At 32.9% G+C, this 17,318-nt stretch carries 15 protein-coding genes and 1 pseudogene; all 16 read left to right on the plus strand.

The genetic code is table 11. The features are described from left to right. The first annotated feature begins 582 nt into the window (after window positions 1–582). The 16 genes and pseudogenes from BMY33_RS16825 to BMY33_RS16900 all read left to right on the plus strand — a co-directional run bounded on the left by BMY33_RS16825 (window position 583) and on the right by BMY33_RS16900 (window position 17,231). Window positions 583–3,360, plus strand: a complete 2,778-nt coding sequence (locus BMY33_RS16825) for a bifunctional aconitate hydratase 2/2-methylisocitrate dehydratase (protein WP_091410727.1) — start codon at window positions 583–585, stop codon at window positions 3,358–3,360. A gap of 310 nt (window positions 3,361–3,670) precedes the next feature. Then, window positions 3,671–5,938: an aconitate hydratase gene (locus tag BMY33_RS16830; protein ID WP_091410729.1), complete on the plus strand. Its 2,268-nt coding sequence runs from the start codon at window positions 3,671–3,673 to the stop codon at window positions 5,936–5,938. A gap of 97 nt (window positions 5,939–6,035) precedes the next feature. Then, entirely contained in the window at window positions 6,036–6,716 is a 681-nt protein-coding gene (locus tag BMY33_RS16835) for an NUDIX hydrolase (RefSeq protein ID WP_091410976.1), read from the plus strand. A gap of 220 nt (window positions 6,717–6,936) precedes the next feature. After that, window positions 6,937–7,761 carry a ribose-phosphate diphosphokinase gene (prs, locus tag BMY33_RS16840; protein ID WP_091410731.1) on the plus strand — a complete coding sequence of 275 codons (825 nt, stop codon included), beginning with the start codon at window positions 6,937–6,939 and terminating at the stop codon, window positions 7,759–7,761. Between the two features lie 7 nt (window positions 7,762–7,768). After that, complete coding sequence (locus BMY33_RS16845; protein WP_091410733.1) at window positions 7,769–8,227, plus strand: nucleoside 2-deoxyribosyltransferase domain-containing protein; 459 nt, start codon at window positions 7,769–7,771, stop codon at window positions 8,225–8,227. After that, entirely contained in the window at window positions 8,224–9,171 is a 948-nt protein-coding gene (locus BMY33_RS16850) for an ADP-ribosylglycohydrolase family protein (protein WP_091410736.1), read from the plus strand. The genes BMY33_RS16845 and BMY33_RS16850 overlap by 4 nt, the downstream gene beginning before the upstream one ends. A 21-nt stretch (window positions 9,172–9,192) precedes the next feature. Continuing rightward, a complete protein-coding gene (locus BMY33_RS16855; protein ID WP_091410738.1) occupies window positions 9,193–9,741 on the plus strand; it encodes a riboflavin biosynthesis intermediates N-glycosidase in 549 nt (182 codons plus the stop codon). Window positions 9,742–9,765: 24 nt separating this feature from the next. Further along, window positions 9,766–10,401, plus strand: coding sequence for a DUF4291 domain-containing protein (locus tag BMY33_RS16860; RefSeq protein WP_091410739.1), 636 nt, complete (start codon window positions 9,766–9,768; stop codon window positions 10,399–10,401). Between the two features lie 10 nt (window positions 10,402–10,411). Beyond that, window positions 10,412–10,998, plus strand: a pseudogene (locus BMY33_RS23820) (DUF4291 domain-containing protein). Window positions 10,999–11,015: 17 nt separating this feature from the next. Beyond that, window positions 11,016–11,492, plus strand: a complete 477-nt coding sequence (locus tag BMY33_RS16870; RefSeq protein WP_091410978.1) for a macro domain-containing protein — start codon at window positions 11,016–11,018, stop codon at window positions 11,490–11,492. 23 nt (window positions 11,493–11,515) lie between these two features. Further along, window positions 11,516–12,478, plus strand: a complete 963-nt coding sequence (locus tag BMY33_RS16875) for a DUF1152 domain-containing protein (RefSeq protein ID WP_091410741.1) — start codon at window positions 11,516–11,518, stop codon at window positions 12,476–12,478. Window positions 12,479–12,578: 100 nt separating this feature from the next. Continuing rightward, window positions 12,579–13,124, plus strand: coding sequence for an RNA 2'-phosphotransferase (locus BMY33_RS16880; RefSeq protein ID WP_091410743.1), 546 nt, complete (start codon window positions 12,579–12,581; stop codon window positions 13,122–13,124). A gap of 56 nt (window positions 13,125–13,180) precedes the next feature. Next, window positions 13,181–13,732: a 2OG-Fe(II) oxygenase gene (locus tag BMY33_RS16885; RefSeq protein WP_091410745.1), complete on the plus strand. Its 552-nt coding sequence runs from the start codon at window positions 13,181–13,183 to the stop codon at window positions 13,730–13,732. Beyond that, a complete protein-coding gene (locus BMY33_RS16890) occupies window positions 13,729–14,463 on the plus strand; it encodes a metallophosphoesterase family protein (RefSeq protein WP_091410752.1) in 735 nt (244 codons plus the stop codon). Before BMY33_RS16885 ends, BMY33_RS16890 begins: the two co-directional genes overlap by 4 nt. Window positions 14,464–14,648: 185 nt before the next feature. Next, on the plus strand, window positions 14,649–15,692 hold the full coding sequence (locus BMY33_RS16895; protein WP_170837109.1) for a hypothetical protein: 1,044 nt from the start codon (window positions 14,649–14,651) through the stop codon (window positions 15,690–15,692). A gap of 93 nt (window positions 15,693–15,785) precedes the next feature. Beyond that, complete coding sequence (locus tag BMY33_RS16900) at window positions 15,786–17,231, plus strand: nicotinate phosphoribosyltransferase (protein WP_091410755.1); 1,446 nt, start codon at window positions 15,786–15,788, stop codon at window positions 17,229–17,231. The last annotated feature ends 87 nt before the right edge of the window (window positions 17,232–17,318 follow it).

Consider the following 17,318-nt stretch of genomic DNA (forward strand, 5'->3'; position numbering starts at 1 on the left):
CTTTTTGTGTTTTTATGTTAAAAATGATTGTTTTTGAATCAATAACTTAATAATTTACTACAACGTTTTCGTAATTCTTAAAGAAGGCTATTAAAATATTAGATGTTTTTTTATGTGATTGCCATTTTAGTAGTTCCAAAATTGATAATTTATACAATTACAAGTGATATTTTTTTCAAAAATGCAAAAACGGGTTATTAGGGGTATTCATTTAATAAAATCCTTTAAAATTCGTATTTTCGTCAGACTTTTCAATACGTATTATAAAGCAGTATTGCTCTCGATATAGATATAATAAAAAAGGTGTAAATCTAAGTTACAGAAGCTCAGGATGTTGTTTCTTAATGAAGAATATATCTTTACTATGATTGTATGAAATTATAGTGATATTTTTTGAAAAATTGAGTTAAATAAGAATGTTGAAAAGATGTAAGGACTACCATAATTTCACTACCTAATGTATAGCTTGTCATTATGTAATAATATAAATATAATAGGGCTTTTTCTATTATTGACAAGTAGGAGAAATTTATCGTTTTCCAAACATTTATATTAAACCAGGAAAGAATTCTATTACGTACTATGAACACTTACAATGATTATATCAGGGAGATCGAAGAAAGGAAATCCCTTGGGTTACACCCTAAGCCAATCGATGGAGCTGAGTTATTAAGCGAAATTATCGCCCAAATTAAAGATGACAATAATGCACATCGTGATGACTCCCTTAACTTTTTCATCTATAATGTTTTACCAGGAACTACAAGCGCTGCTGGTGTAAAAGCTCAGTTTTTAAAAGAAATCATTTTAGGTAAAGAAGTAGTTACAGAGATTACTCCTGCTTTTGCTTTTGAGCAATTATCCCATATGAAGGGTGGACCTTCTGTAGAGGTGTTGTTAGATTTAGCATTAGGTGATGATACAACTACAGCTAATGAAGCAGCTAAAGTATTAAAAACACAAGTTTTTTTATATGAAGCAGATACTGAGCAATTAGAAAAAGCTTATAAAGCTGGTAATGCTATTGCAAAAGAATTAATAGAAAGCTACGCTCAAGCAGAATTCTTTACAAAATTACCAGATGTAGACGAAGAAATAGAGATTGTAACTTTTGTTGCTGGTATAGGAGATATTTCTACAGATTTATTATCTCCAGGAGCGGATGCGCATTCAAGATCAGATCGTGAATTACACGGTCAGTGTATGTTTGAGCATAATAAAGATATGCAAAATGAATTATTAGCATTAAAAGAAAAGCACCCTAACAAGCGTGTGATGTTAATTGCTGATAAAGGAACGATGGGAGTAGGATCTTCAAGAATGTCAGGTGTAAATAATGTAGCGTTATGGACAGGTATTTCTTCTAGCCCATATGTGCCATTTATTAATATAGCTCCAGTAATTGCTGGTACGAATGGTATTGCTCCAATTTTCTTAACAACTGTTGGAGTAACGGGTGGTATTGGTATCGATTTAAAGAACTGGGTAAAACAAAAAGATGCTGACGGAAAAACCATTGTTGATGAAGATGGTGAAGCAATCTTAAAAGAAGAGTATTCTGTAGCTACGGGTACGGTTCTTACTATAAATACAAAAACAAAAAAATTATATAACGGAGACAAAGAATTAAAAGATATCTCTACAGCTTTAACACCACCAAAAATGGAGTTTATTAAAGCAGGAGGTTCTTATGCTGTTGTTTTTGGTAAGAAATTACAAACATTTGCTTGTAATGTTCTAGGTATAGATGTTCCTCAAGTATACGCTGCTTCAAAAGAAGTTTCATTAGAAGGGCAAGGTTTAACTGCTGTTGAGAAAATTTTCAATAGAAATGCAGTAGGAACTACACCAGGTAAAACACTACACGCAGGTTCAAATGTTAGAGTTGAAGTAAATATTGTAGGTTCTCAGGATACTACCGGTTTAATGACTTCTCAAGAATTAGAGATGATGGCTGCCACAGTTATTTCTCCAATTGTTGATACAGGGTATCAATCAGGATGTCATACGGCTTCTGTTTGGGATGATAAGTCTAAAGCCAACATTCCTAGATTAATGAAATTTATGAATGACTTTGGATTAGTTACTGCACGTCACCCTGAAGGGAAGTATCATGCAATGACAGATGTAATTCATAAAGTATTAAATGATATTGCAGTTGATGATTGGGACGTAATCATAGGTGGAGATTCACATACACGTATGGCAAAAGGTGTTGCTTTTGGAGCGGATTCGGGAACAGTTGCTTTAGCATTAGCTACAGGAGAGGCTACTATGCCAATTCCAGAGTCTGTAAAGGTTACTTTTAAAGGAGAAATGAAATCGTACATGGATTTTCGTGATGTTGTTCACGCTACTCAAGAGCAGATGTTAAATCAGTTTGAAGGTGAAAATGTTTTCCAAGGAAAAATTATAGAAGTACATATTGGAACATTAACTTCTGATCAAGCGTTTACATTTACAGATTGGACTGCTGAGATGAAAGCAAAAGCATCTATCTGTATTTCTGAAGATGATACGTTAATCGAATCCTTAGAAATCTCTAGAGATCGTATTCAAATTATGATTGATAAGGGTATGGATAACCCGAAGCAAGATCTTAAAGGATTAGTTGATAAAGCTAATAACCGTATCACTGAAATTAAAACAGGAACTAAATCGGCATTGAAACCAGATGCAGATGCTAAATATTACGCTGAAGTTGTTATTGATCTAGATAAGATTGTAGAACCAATGATAGCTGATCCAGATGTAAATAATGAAGACGTATCTAAGCGTTATACGCACGATAACATTCAACCATTATCTTTTTATGGAGGAACTAAGAAAGTAGATTTAGGTTTCATAGGTTCTTGTATGATTCATAAAGGAGATATGAAAATTTTAGCTCAAATGTTAAAGAATATTGAGAAACAACAAGGAGAAGTTGTGTTTAATGCACCTTTAGTTGTAGCACCTCCAACATATAATATCGTGGATGAGTTAAAAGCAGAAGGTGATTGGGATGTTTTAGTGAAATATTCTGGTTTTGAGTTTGATGATAATGCACCAAAAGGTTTAGCACGTACCAAGTATGAGAATATGTTATACTTAGAACGTCCTGGATGTAACTTATGTATGGGTAATCAGGAAAAAGCGGAACCAGGAGATACAGTGATGGCTACTTCTACACGTTTATTTCAAGGAAGAGTCGTTAGAGATTCTGGTGAGAAAAAAGGAGAATCTTTATTGTCTTCTACGCCAGTAGTAGTTTTGTCTACAATTTTAGGTAGAACACCAACCATGGAAGAGTATGAAGCTGCTGTTGATGGTATTGTATTGACGAAATTTAAACCGTCTCAAAAACAATTAGTAATGTAATCAAAGATATTTATATTGATTTAAAAACCTTAGTACAATTAGTACTAAGGTTTTTTTTATGTCTTAAAAGAAGTATTTCAGTTTTGTTTTGATACAAAAGATAAAAAGATTGTTTTAACATAGTGAGTAGTATCAATTAATCAGATTAAAAAAAGATCTGTTTAATATATTTTGTGAAACAATCACACTTGAGATAACATCTCTTTTTTATAATCATTCTATATTCTTTATACGTTTTTCGTAGTCATTGCATATTTCGTATCTTGGAATACTTAAAAAAGAATAACGAAAATATATAAAACACAACTATATGGCATTCGATATCGATATGATAAAAAAGGTGTATGCTCAGGTTGCAGAAAGAGTAGATGCTGCTCGCGAAGTAACAGGAAAACCTTTAACATTAGCAGAGAAAATTTTGTATTCACATCTTTGGGATGGTAAAAGCAAAGAGGCCTTTACAAGAGGGAAAGATTATGTTGATTTTGCACCAGACCGAATTGCTTGTCAAGATGCTACTGCTCAGATGGCATTATTACAGTTTATGCAAGCTGGGAAAAAGAAAGTTGCTGTTCCAACTACAGTACACTGTGATCATTTAATTCAAGCCAAAGTCGGTGCTGATAAAGATTTGCAATCGGCTATGAATACTAGTAGCGAAGTGTTTAATTTTTTAGAATCAGTATCTGATAAATATGGAATTGGTTTTTGGAAACCAGGAGCAGGTATTATACATCAGGTAGTATTAGAAAATTATGCATTTCCAGGAGGTATGATGATCGGTACAGATTCTCATACTGTAAATGCAGGAGGATTAGGAATGGTGGCAATTGGTGTTGGTGGAGCTGATGCAGTGGATGTAATGGCGGGAATGGCTTGGGAGCTAAAATTCCCTAAATTAATAGGTGTGAAATTAACCGGCAAACTATCTGGTTGGACAGCGCCAAAAGATGTTATTTTAAAAGTAGCAGAAATTCTTACTGTTAAAGGTGGGACAGACGCTATTGTAGAATATTTTGGCCCAGGAGCAACTTCAATGTCTTGTACCGGAAAAGGAACTATCTGTAATATGGGAGCTGAAATTGGAGCTACTACTTCTACATTTGGGTATGATGAATCGATGGAACGTTATTTACGTGCTACCGAAAGGGCTGAAGTAGCTGACGCTGCTAACAAAGTAAAAGAACATCTAACAGCAGACCCAGAAGTATACGCGAATCCTGAGCAATATTTTGATCAAGTTATAGAAATTAATTTATCAGAGTTGGGACCGTTACTGAATGGGCCATTTACTCCAGATCTATCAACAGAAGTTGGTACGAGTATGACAGAGAAAGCAAAAGCTAATGACTGGCCGTTGCAGGTAGAATGGGGATTAATTGGATCCTGTACAAATTCTTCTTATGAAGATTTATCGAGAGCCTCTTCTATCGCACAACAAGCACTTGATAAAGGTCTAAAAATGAAATCCGAGTTAGGAATTAATCCTGGTTCTGAACAAGTAAGATACACAGCAGAGAGAGATGGTATTCTTGGAATATTCGAAAAATTAGATGCCAAGATATTTACCAATGCTTGTGGACCCTGTATAGGGCAATGGGCAAGATATAGTGATCCTAAAAATGCTCCGAAAAATAGTATCGTTCACTCTTTTAATAGAAACTTTGCGAAACGTGCAGATGGGAACCCTAATACCCATGCTTTTGTAGCATCTCCAGAATTAACCGCTGCTATTGCTGTTTCTGGACGATTGGATTTTAATCCATTAACAGATAAGTTGCTAAATGAAGATGGGCAAGAAGTAATGTTTGATGAGCCAACTGGATGGGAATTACCTCCTAAAGGTTTTGAAGTGGAGGATGCAGGATACTTAGCGCCGGTAGAAGATGGTAGTGGAGTACAGGTTAATGTAAGTCCAACATCAGAAAGGCTTCAGTTATTAACTCCTTTTGAGCCAATAGGTGATGAAATAAAAGGAGCAAAGCTATTAATCAAAGCTTTTGGAAAATGTACTACAGATCACATTTCTATGGCAGGTCCTTGGTTGCGTTATAGAGGACATTTAGATAATATATCCAATAACTGTTTAATTGGGGCTGTTAATGCTTTTGGAAAAAAGACAAACTTTGTTAAAAATCAATTAGATGGAGAATTTGGTGGTGTGCCGGATACCGCAAGAGCATATAAAGCTGCAGGCGTGCCTACAATTGTAGTAGGGGATCATAATTATGGAGAAGGTTCTTCTCGGGAGCATGCAGCAATGGAACCAAGACATTTAGGTGTTGTTGCTGTAATTGTAAAATCATTTGCTCGGATACACGAAACGAACCTTAAGAAACAAGGGATGTTAGGATTAACGTTTGTAAATGAAGCGGATTATGATAAAATCAAGGAAGATGATACAATCAATTTCTTAGATTTAAATGCTTTTGCACCAGGAAAAACATTGAGTATCGAATTTGTTCATGCCGATGGTTCTAAAGATGTAATTGAAGTAAATCATACCTATAATGATTCTCAAATAGAATGGTTTAAGGAAGGTTCTGCTTTAAATTTAATAAAGAAACAAAATGCTTAGTTTTACCTAAATAAAATAGATTGTTATAAAACTCTCGAAGACTATTCTTCGGGAGTTTTTGTTTTATAAAGCATCTGAATTTTGTAATTTTGCGTATATGGTACGCCAAAATATTAAAGTAGCGGTAGATGCGGTAGTCTTTGGATATAAAGATAAGGCGCTGCATGTGCTTTTAATCAAAAGAGATATTGAACCGTTTAAAGATTCTTGGGCATTACCAGGTGGTTTGGTGTTGGAAAATGAAAGTTTAGAAGATGCTGTAGAACGAGAACTTAAAGAAGAAACTAATGTTACTGCTGATTATTTAGAGCAGTTGTATTCTTTTGGTAAACCTGGAAGAGATCCTAGAAACCGAGTGGTGAGTATTACGTATTTTGGTTTAGTGAAACCAGAACATCATAATATAAAAGCAGATACCGATGCTAATGATGTGGCTTGGTATGATATTAATGAACTTCCTGAGTTAGCATTTGACCATGACACTATCCTTGATATAGCTAAGAAGAGACTTAGAAATAAATTGACTTACGAACCAATAGGTTTTGATTTATTAGCAGATAAGTTTCTTTTCTCTGACTTAGAGAAATTGTATATGACGATCTTAGATAAGCAAATCGATCGAAGAAATTTTAGAAAGAAGATTCTTAGCTTTGATATTCTCGAAGAACTAACAGAAAAGGTGTCAGAAGGGAGAGGGAGACCAGCAAACCTTTTTAAATTCAATCAAAAACAATACTTCAGGCTTAAGGAAGAAGGGTTCCTCTTTGATATCAAGTAATCATTCACCTTTTTAGTAGATAATAATAACTAGAATAGCGCTTCCTTTTTCTTTTAAATGAAGACTGGTTTTCTATGATAATCTTGTTTTGGGTAGGGTGATTATGGTAAGTAATTTTATCTATCCGAATTTACTAAACTAATCTTTTATTGTATTTTTTACGCAAAATATTTTGTAAGTGTATTGATCTGTTTTATATTTGCGTAAAAATAACACAATTATGCAGTATTTACATTTAGATCAGTCATTTACTCCATTCGATAAGTCAATTGAGTTTAGCTCGTTTGTTTTTAATGGAGGTGAGCCACATATCAAAATCTCTGAGGAGTCTATAGGAAACCAAGTGACAATTACACATAGATTGAATTCATTTAATGATGTCGGTTTATTATTAGTTGCTACAGATGCATTGCGTAGAATGGATGTGAAATTAATCAGTGTACTGATTCCATATTTTCCTGCTGCCAGACAAGATAGAGTAATGATTAGTGGAGAGTCTTTAAGTGTAAAAGTATATGCAGATATTATAAATGCGCAACAATATAATAAAGTGATGGTTTTTGATCCACACTCTGAGGTGACTCCAGCTTTGTTGAATAATGTAAAGGTGATTGAGAATTATGAATTCGTAAAGCAATGCTTAGATCATATAAAAGAAGATATTGTGTTGATATCTCCTGATGGAGGTGCTTTAAAAAAAATATATAAAGTATCTGAGTATTTAGGAGGAATAGAAGTAGTAGAATGTTCTAAGAAGCGAGATGTAAAAACAGGGAAGCTTTCTGGATTTAGAGTATATGAAGAAGATCTGAAAGGAAAACATTGCGTAATTGTGGATGATATCTGCGATGGAGGTGGAACGTTTTTAGGATTGGCAACTGCATTAAAAGAAAAAAATGCTGGAAAACTAAGTTTAATAGTGAGTCATGGGATTTTTAGCAAAGGCTTTCAGGAATTAAATAAGTCATTTGATACTATTTTCACTACGAATTCTTTTAGAGATATAGAAGAGGAAAAAGTGGCGCAGTTTTCAGTAATAAAATAATTAATCAATGAATGTAATCACGGCACCATCAAAAATAGTATTAGATAAAAATATAAGTGTTTTTCTAGCCGGAAGCATAGAGATTGGTGTTGCAGAAAGATGGCAAGATAAAGTTATTAAAGATCTATCTGAAACAAACGTAACCATACTAAATCCTAGAAGAGCAAGTTGGGATGCTAGCTGGAAACAAGAAATAAGTAATCCTATTTTTAAAGAACAAGTAAATTGGGAATTAGAGGCTTTAGAAAAGGCTGAAATGATAGTAATGTACTTTGATATAAATACGAAGTCGCCAATTACACTTTTAGAATTGGGATTATTTGCAAGAAGTGGAAAATTAATTGTTTGCTGTCCTGATGGATTCTGGAGAAAAGGAAATGTAGCTATTGTTTGTGAACGATATCGAGTACAGCAAGTAGATAGTTTAGAGGAGTTGATACACGAGGTAAAGAGGGAAATAAGATGAAAGAAATATTAGAACAAATAAAAGGAGGAATATTTGGTGTAGCGGTTGGAGATGCTTTGGGAGTACCCTACGAGTTTTTAGATCGAGATCAAATGGATAAAAAACCGGCTCGCGATATAATCGGATATGGTACACATAATCAACCAGAGGGAACTTGGTCAGATGATAGTTCATTAACTTTTTGTTTAATGGATAGTTTGTGTAATGGATATAATTTAGATGATATTGCTTCCAAGTTTGCTGCTTGGTTTTATGAAAATTTATGGACACCTAGAGGGTTCGTTTTTGATATTGGGATAACAACCAAAAATGTAATTTACCAATACAAGAGAGGTATGACACCTGATTTATGTGGAGGATTGGATGAGTATTCTAATGGGAACGGTTCTCTTATGAGAATATTACCATTGGTATATTTTCTAAGAGATGAGGCTGATATTAATGTTAGATATGATACTATCAAAAGAGTTTCTTCTATTACGCATGGGCATTTGAGATCTGTTTTTTCGTGTTTTATATACGTAGAATATGCATTATTGTTACTGGAAGGCCGAGGTAAGTTTGAAGCTTATCATACTATTAAAAAACCAGTAATAGATTTTGCAAAACAAAATGATTTTAATCCAAATGAAATACAACTCTTTGGAAGAATTTTAGAAGATGATATCTCAAAACAAGATCGTTTTAATATAAAGGGTACAGGTTATGTACTAAGATCACTAGAAGCCCCTTTTTGGTGTTTGTTAAATTCTAATTCTTACGAAGAATGTGTTTTGAAGGCAGTTAATCTAGGTGAGGATACTGATACGACAGCGGCTATAACAGGTGGATTGGCAGGGTTATATTTTGGATATGATACTATTCCAGAAACTTGGAAGTTTCAACTTGCTAGATTTGAGGATATTGACGACTTGATAAAAAGATTTAATGATAGTTTGAATTAATGAAGTAAAGAAGAGAGTTAAATGAAATACACATTACAAAACATACAAGAACAGTTTAATAAAGGAAAGAGTCTGAAATATCTGTTCTTCTGGGGACATACGCCTAATAAAGACGGAAGTATTGGTAAAAGTTGCTTCAGTCAATGGTGGAATCAGTTTTTTACAGTAGAAGGCATAGTTTATAAAACTGCAGAACACTGGATGATGGCTGAAAAAGCCAGGTTGTTTAAAGACATTGAAATTTTGAATGAGATTATTGATTGTAATCAACCAATGGAAGCAAAACAACTAGGTAGAAAGGTTAGAAATTTTGATCCTAAAATATGGGATGCTCATAAATATGAAATTGTAAAACAAGGAAACTATCATAAGTTCTCTCAGTATGAAGAACAGAAGCAGTTTTTATTAAATACAAAGAAAAGAATTATTGTAGAAGCAAGTCCAAGAGATCGCATATGGGGAATCGGAATGGGGCAAGCAAATGAAAAAGCACAGAATCCTAATTTATGGAGAGGTCAAAATCTTTTAGGTTTTGCTTTGATGGAGGTAAGGGATATGCTGAGTCCATAAAAGGTTTTTTAAAGGAACATTAAAATGAAATTAGAAATAACAAATTATAAAAAACAAGAAGAGAACTGGCCACAACAAGGATATCATATTATGGCACAATATGATGATGAAAAAATAGTGGTATACCAATCATATAGACCAGCTATTGGAAATTTTGCGGTGGGAAATCAATTTTTTGGAGGCCCATTTAGTTTAGAAAGAATGACTTGGATTAAGCCTAATTTTCTTTGGATGATGTATCGCAATGGATGGGGGACAAAAGAAGGACAAGAAGTTGTGTTAGCTATACATCTAAAGCGAGAGGCTTTCGAAAATTACTTAAGTAACGCGGTGTACTCTTCATTTAAACCCGAATTATATAAATCTTATGAAGATTGGCAATTAGATGTTACAGCTTCTGATGTTAGGTTGCAATGGGATCCTGATCACGATCCCTATGGAGCTAAATTAGAAAGAAGAGCAATCCAGATTGGATTAAGAAAGGAGTTTATAAAATCATATGCGTCCGAAGATATATTGGAGATAGAAGATATTTCGAAATTTGTAAAAGAACAATATGCATTAGTACAATCTAATAACTTAGAAGCACTAGTTACACCTCTTGAAAAACCATTCATTTTTAAAAATAAGAAGCTTAATAAATATTTGAAATTAGAATAAGATTATTGATATGATTCAGGAAATACGAGCAGATTATGATAGAGAAACAATAACGGTGTATCAAGCATATGATAAATCAATTGCGATACCTGCTATCAAAAACAATAGGTTCGAAAAACCCTTTTCGTTTAATCGAATGACTTGGATCAAACCTTCCTATTTATGGTTAATGGAACGGAGTAATTGGGGAACAAAATCGAATCAAGAGTATATCTTGGGATAAAAATAAAAAGAACCAGTTGGGAAAAAGCTTTGTCATTAGGAGTGCTAACAGATCCAGATAAAACTATTTATAAAAGTGGTGCTTTATGGGATAAGGAATTCCGAAATGCAAAAGTTCATATTCAATGGGATCCAGAAAGAACCTTTAAAGGAGCAAAGATGTAAATCAGATCTATACAGGTAGGAATTGGTAGAGATTTGATACAAGAATATAATGAAGAATGGATACAGGAAATAATCGACTTAACTCCATTAACAAAGAAAATTCGATTGTTGCTAAAACAAGGAAAGTATAAAGAAGCTAAAAGAATAGTACCTAAAGAAAAGTTGTATGACGTTCCTGACGATATAAAACGAAGAATAGGAATTAGGTAAGTTAAATGAAATTTAAAATGAAACAAATAACATATATAAAAGGAGATGCCACAGTTCCACAAGCCAAAGGAACTAAATTAATTGTGCATATATGTAATAATATTGGTGGCTGGGGAAAAGGTTTTGTTGTAGCAATATCAAAAAGATGGCCAGAACCAGAAAAGGCATATAGAGAATGGCATAGAAACCGAGCTAAGAACGATTTTGAGCTTGGTTCTATTCAAGTAATACAGGTTTCTAATGATAAATATGTGGGAAATATAGTTGCTCAGCAAGGAATAAAAACCGGAAGTAAAGGCGTCCCGATTAGATATGAAGCTGTAAAAACTTGTTTAGAAAAAATAAGCATCGAAGCCAAAAAATTGAATGCAAGTATTCATATGCCTAGAATAGGTTGTGGATTAGCAGGAGGAAAATGGACTGAAATAGAGCCTTTGGTAGAACAAACTTTATTAGAGAAGGATTTGGATGTTTATGTATATGATTTTGATTAAGAATAAAATAAAAAACTATTACTATGTATACACTAGATAAAATACCTTTTTTTCAGGAAGTAAATGATAGTAAGAATGTACTACTAACTGGTATGGGTGGTGGTTTTGATATCTATGCTGCGATACCATTATATTTTAGCTTAATACAACAAGGTAAAAAAGTAACTATTGCTAATTATTCTTTTACCAGATTAAGAAATACTAATTCAGAATCTGTATTTCCTTTTTGTTATAAAATAAGATCTGGAGATCAAGTATATACAATACCATCATATTTCCCAGAGAAGTATCTTAAGTTATGGTTTCAATCTCAAGGAATTTTGGTCGATATCTACGCTTTTGAAAGAATAGCAGTTCAACCACTTAAGGATGCGTATCAGTTTTTAGTAGATCAGCATGAGATAGATACTGTAATTTTGGTAGATGGAGGAACGGATTGTTTAATGTTTGGAGATGAAGAAGGACTAGGAACACCACAAGAAGATATTTCTTCAATGGCAGCAGCTTTTCAGATCAATGTTGCTAAAAAATTATTAGTAAGTATTGGTTTCGGAGTAGATCATTTTCACGGAGTTTCTCATTATAGGTTTCTAGAAAATTTAGCGGAATTGGATAGAGAGAACGCATATTTGGGATCGTTTCAGGTCCTTAATTCGATGCCAGAAGGACAAAAGTATAAAGAAGCAATCGATTTTGTAGATAGTAAAATGAAAGGAATGGAAAGTATTGTTTCTAATTCGATTATTAGTGCTTTAGAAGGGAATTATGGAAACTATCATAAGACTAGTAGAACAAAAGGAAGTGAATTATGGATCAACCCTCTAATGACTATCTATTGGTGTTTTGAATTAGAAAAAGTTCTGAAAAAGAATAAGTACTATGATTATATAAAGAACACGAATACTATAGAGGAGTTTAATATTGGGTTATCTGAGTATAGAGAAGGGTTAGATGATATTAGACAAAAGAAACAGTTGCCAATTTAAAATGAAAACATAGTAGGAGAAATCAGGGTGATAAAAGCATGTTTCGGAAAGAAATACATGTCTCCTGAAAATGAAGAATTAAAAAGAATTATTGAAGAAAATGAAAACAAATACGAAACAAATAAGTAAATTTTTAAGCCTAATTCTAAGGCACAATCCAGGGAAGATTGAATTGCAATTAGATGAAAACGGTTGGGCGGATGTAAGTGAACTAATACGTAAAGCGAATAAACATCGTAATCAACTAACTATAGAAACGCTAAAAGAAGTGGTTGCTACCAATGACAAAAAGCGTTTTGCATTTAATGAAGATGAAACTAAAATTAGAGCAAACCAAGGGCATTCCATAAAAGTGGATTTAGAGTATACACCTGTGCAACCACCAGAATTTTTGTATCACGGTACCGTAGGGAAGTTCAGAGAAGATATACGAAGAAAAGGTCTGTTAAAAATGAGTAGGCATCATGTACATCTTAGTGAAGAATTAGAAACAGCGATGAAGGTCGGTTCCAGAAGAGGAGTACCAATAATACTGACAGTTCGATCTGGTGATATGCATCGTAACGGGATTGAGTTTTATCAATCGGATAATGGAGTATGGTTGACAGATACTGTTGCTTCAGAGTATATTGAGTTTAAAGTCTAAAAGAATGAGACCTGTCAGGTTTTCAAAATTTGATAAGTCCGAATAAACCAAAATGAATGATTAAAAATGTACTACATCCAGAAATATTTTTAATTGAAGATTTTCTGTCAAAAGAAATGTGTAATCATTTTATAGAAAAAGGAGAACAAGTTTCTTTTGAGGAAGCTAAAGTTTCTATTGATGGTAAACAAGTAATGGTAAAAGGAGTTCGTAATAATCAACGAATCTTATTTAAAGATCAATTGCTAGCAGATAAGATATGGGAAAAATTAGAACCTAATGTGATACAAAATTTTGGCATTTATAAAGCGAATGGTCTTAATGAGATGTTTCGGGTTTATAAGTATGAAGAAGGACAACGTTTTAAGATGCATCGTGATGGTAGTTATAAACGAAATGAGAAGGAATGTAGTTTCTTCTCATTTCTTATATATTTAAATGAAGATTTTGAAGGAGGAGAAACCTTTTTTGAGAATGGGGTTATAATCACTCCGAGCCTTGGAGATGCATTGTTGTTTCATCATCCATTACGTCACGAAGGAAAGCCGATAACCTCAGGAACGAAGTATGTTTTAAGAACCGATATAATGTATAAATTGACAGAATGAGAACACTTGTAATCGGAGACATACATGGAGGATACAAAGCATTAACACAAATATTAGAAAGAGCTAAAGTTACAACATCAGATACTTTAATCTTTTTAGGAGATTATGTAGATGGATGGAGCGAATCGGCAGAAACTATTCAGAAATTAATAGATCTTTCGTCGTCAAATAAATGTGTATTTGTTAGAGGAAATCATGATTTGTGGTGTGGTTTATGGCTAGATAAAGGAGCTACCAATCCAGTTTGGTTAGCTCATGGAGGAAAAGAAACCATACATAGTTATATCCAATCAGGTTTGTTAGCCAATGCTTCGCATAAACAGTTCTTTAAAGGGTTACAGAATTATCATATAGACTCAAGAAATAGACTGTTTATTCACGCTGGTTTTACTTCTATGCATGGGGTTGGAAAAGAAGAATATGAATCCAATTATTACTGGGACAGAACATTGTGGGAAGCAGCGCTTCTAGCTGATAAGGTAGAAGAAAAAACACTAGAAGAAATGCTTACTTCTCCCAAACGATTTAATCATTATAAAGAGATTTATATAGGGCATACCCCAACTACAGAATATAAAATATCGACACCAATAAAAGCATATAATCTTTGGAACATAGATACAGGAGCAGCTTTTACAGGAAAACTCACCATATTAGATATTGATTCTAAAGAATTTTGGCAAAGTGATACATTACCTTCCTTATACCCTAATGAAAAAGGGCGAAACTAAACCCTTTCTATTTTACCTGAAAACGGGGTAGTTTTTAGATTCAATAGTAACGACTTTTATTCTCTAAAATATGAAGTATGATAATTGATAAATTTCCGCTTAAACATATTGTAAGAAACAACATAAAGATCAATTTATTTTTAATAGGGTACATCTTTTTATCTAATACCATTAATTCTCAAAATATGGAAGATTTTATTGAGTACGATTCTTTTTTAATTGTTGAGAAACCGCAGAAAATATATCAAGGTTTTTATAAGGATGGTAAACCGTACAATGGATATTTCTCAAAAGGAAATGTCGAGTTTCCTAGAGTTGATTTTTATAAGGATGGGATAGCAAAATTTCAATACTCCCTTGATGTGTATCAAATGGCATTAGGAGGAGATGAAGTTTATGAATCCGAAGAAGAAGATTCATATCAAATGAATGAGGACGACTATAACGAATACGTGAAAAATAAGTATAGACCAAGGTTAAATATCAAGTCGGTTTATAAGAATGGTAAAATAGCAGATGGATATGAGTATGAAGAAATGTCTTCTGCTATCTTTTCTAAGAAAATAGAAAATAGAGAAATTAAAGAATTGCATATTGATGTATTTGCTATGCATTATTATCAGAGAACTTCTATGATTCTAAAAGAAGATACTATAATTATAGAATCTCCTTCGATAGCGGCTGAAGGAGAAAAATTTCAAACAAACCTAACGAGAAAAGACAGCTATTGGAATTTAAGATATACTTTAAATGAGGAGTATATAGGATCCAAATATTTTGTGATAGGAGAAGAAACTAATAAATTGCCCAAGAATAGTATGTTGTTTATTTATGACAAAAACGATAATACTTATGGCTATGGGACTAGTGATTTCAAAGATTTCTTACCTACACTTAACTTAATTGATCTTACAAATATATTTTTTGACAAACCAGAAATTTTCAAATCTCAAAAAATAGATATGTTTTTTAGAGATCTTGTGGAGGCGTCAATAATTGAAACTAAAAGAAAAGAAGGTACAAGTCCAAAAGAACCAGAAATATATAGGGGATATTTAATCACTGGGGATCCTGTAAATATAGTTACTGGGATACGATTTTATGAAGATGATAAGAGTTCATATTATGAGGAATATGCAAATGGTAATAGTGTTAAAAAAGAAAAGATAGATATTATTAATTTTCAAAAAGTGTTTAAAAATTACTTAAACAAGATTAGAAATGATTAGCGTACTATATTTTAAAAGAAATGTTTTCAAAAATTTTCTATATTTCAAAATAAAAACTATATTTGCGTATGATTAACGCAAAATAAATTATAAATGAATCCACTACTATTAACAGACGGTTACAAATTAGGTCATAAAGAACAATATCCAGATGGAACTACCCTGGTGTATTCTAATTGGACTCCAAGAAAGAGTAGAATAGAAGGAATTGATCATGTAGTGTTCTTTGGATTGCAGTATTTTGTAAAAGAATATTTAATTAAAAGATTTAACGAAAGTTTTTTTAATCTTCCTAAAGGAGAAGTTGTTTCAGAATATAAAAAATATGTAGATCATTATTTAGGTGTTGATTATGATACGAAACATATTTCAGCATTACACGATTTAGGATATTTACCTATTGAGATAAAAGCATTACCAGAAGGGACTGAAGTACCGATAAAAGTACCAATGTTTACGTTGGTAAATACAAAACCTGAATTCTTTTGGTTGACAAACTACCTAGAAACGTTACTTTCTAGTATTATTTGGCAACCATGTACCTCTGCAACGATAGCAAAGCAATACCAAAAGATTCTTAGTAAGTATGCAGTTGAAACTGATAAGGAGAATCTAGCATTTATAACATGGCAAGGACATGATTTCTCTATGAGAGGGATGTCTGGTACAGAATCAGCTATCCTTAGTGGTATGGGACACGCACTTTCTTTTTCAGGAAGTGATACATTACCAGTCGCAAAGGCATATGAAATGTACTATAATGCAGATGTTACAAAAGAATTAGTAATTGGTAGTGTCAATGCTACAGAGCATAGTGTGATGTGTGCTGGAAGTAAAGATGATGAAATTGGTACGTTCAGAAGGTTGTTAGAGACGTATCCAAATGGGATTTTATCTGTAGTATCTGATACTTGGGATTTATGGAAAGTACTTACGGAATACCTTCCAAAATTGAAGAAGGAAATTTTAGAACGTGATGGGAAATTAGTAATAAGGCCTGACTCGGGAGATCCAGTAGATATTATTTGTGGTTGTGATCATGAAAACCCTATAGTTGCTAAAGGTGTTATTGAATTACTTTGGGATGAATTTGGAGGAGCTATTAACGCACAAGGATATAAAGTGTTAGATCCAAAGATTGGAGCTATTTATGGTGATAGTATAACAATAGATAGAGCAACACAGATTTGTGAGCGTCTTAAGGAAAAAGGTTTTGCTTCTACTAATGTAGTATTAGGAATCGGGAGTTTTACTTATCAATATAATACTAGAGATACTTTTGGATTTGCTATGAAAGCGACTTATGTTGAGGTTAATGGAGAAGGAAGAGAAATTTTTAAAGATCCCATAACAGATGATGGAACTAAAAAATCAGCTAAAGGGTTAATGCAATTGTATAGGTTAAATGGTGAGATTATATTAAAAGATCAATGTACAGTAGAAGAAGAAACTCAAGGGTTGTTTGAGACTGTTTTTAAAGATGGTAAATTAATTAAAGATGAAAGCCTCTCAGTTATACGAAATCGAATTTTAGCATAGATTATTCATATATATATGAAAACTCCCAAAAAGCTTTTTTTGGGAGTTTTTATATATAACTATATAGGGTTTATAGTTATAAATCTG

The organism is Aquimarina amphilecti (assembly GCF_900109375.1).
GTDB classification, from domain to species: domain Bacteria; phylum Bacteroidota; class Bacteroidia; order Flavobacteriales; family Flavobacteriaceae; genus Aquimarina; species Aquimarina amphilecti.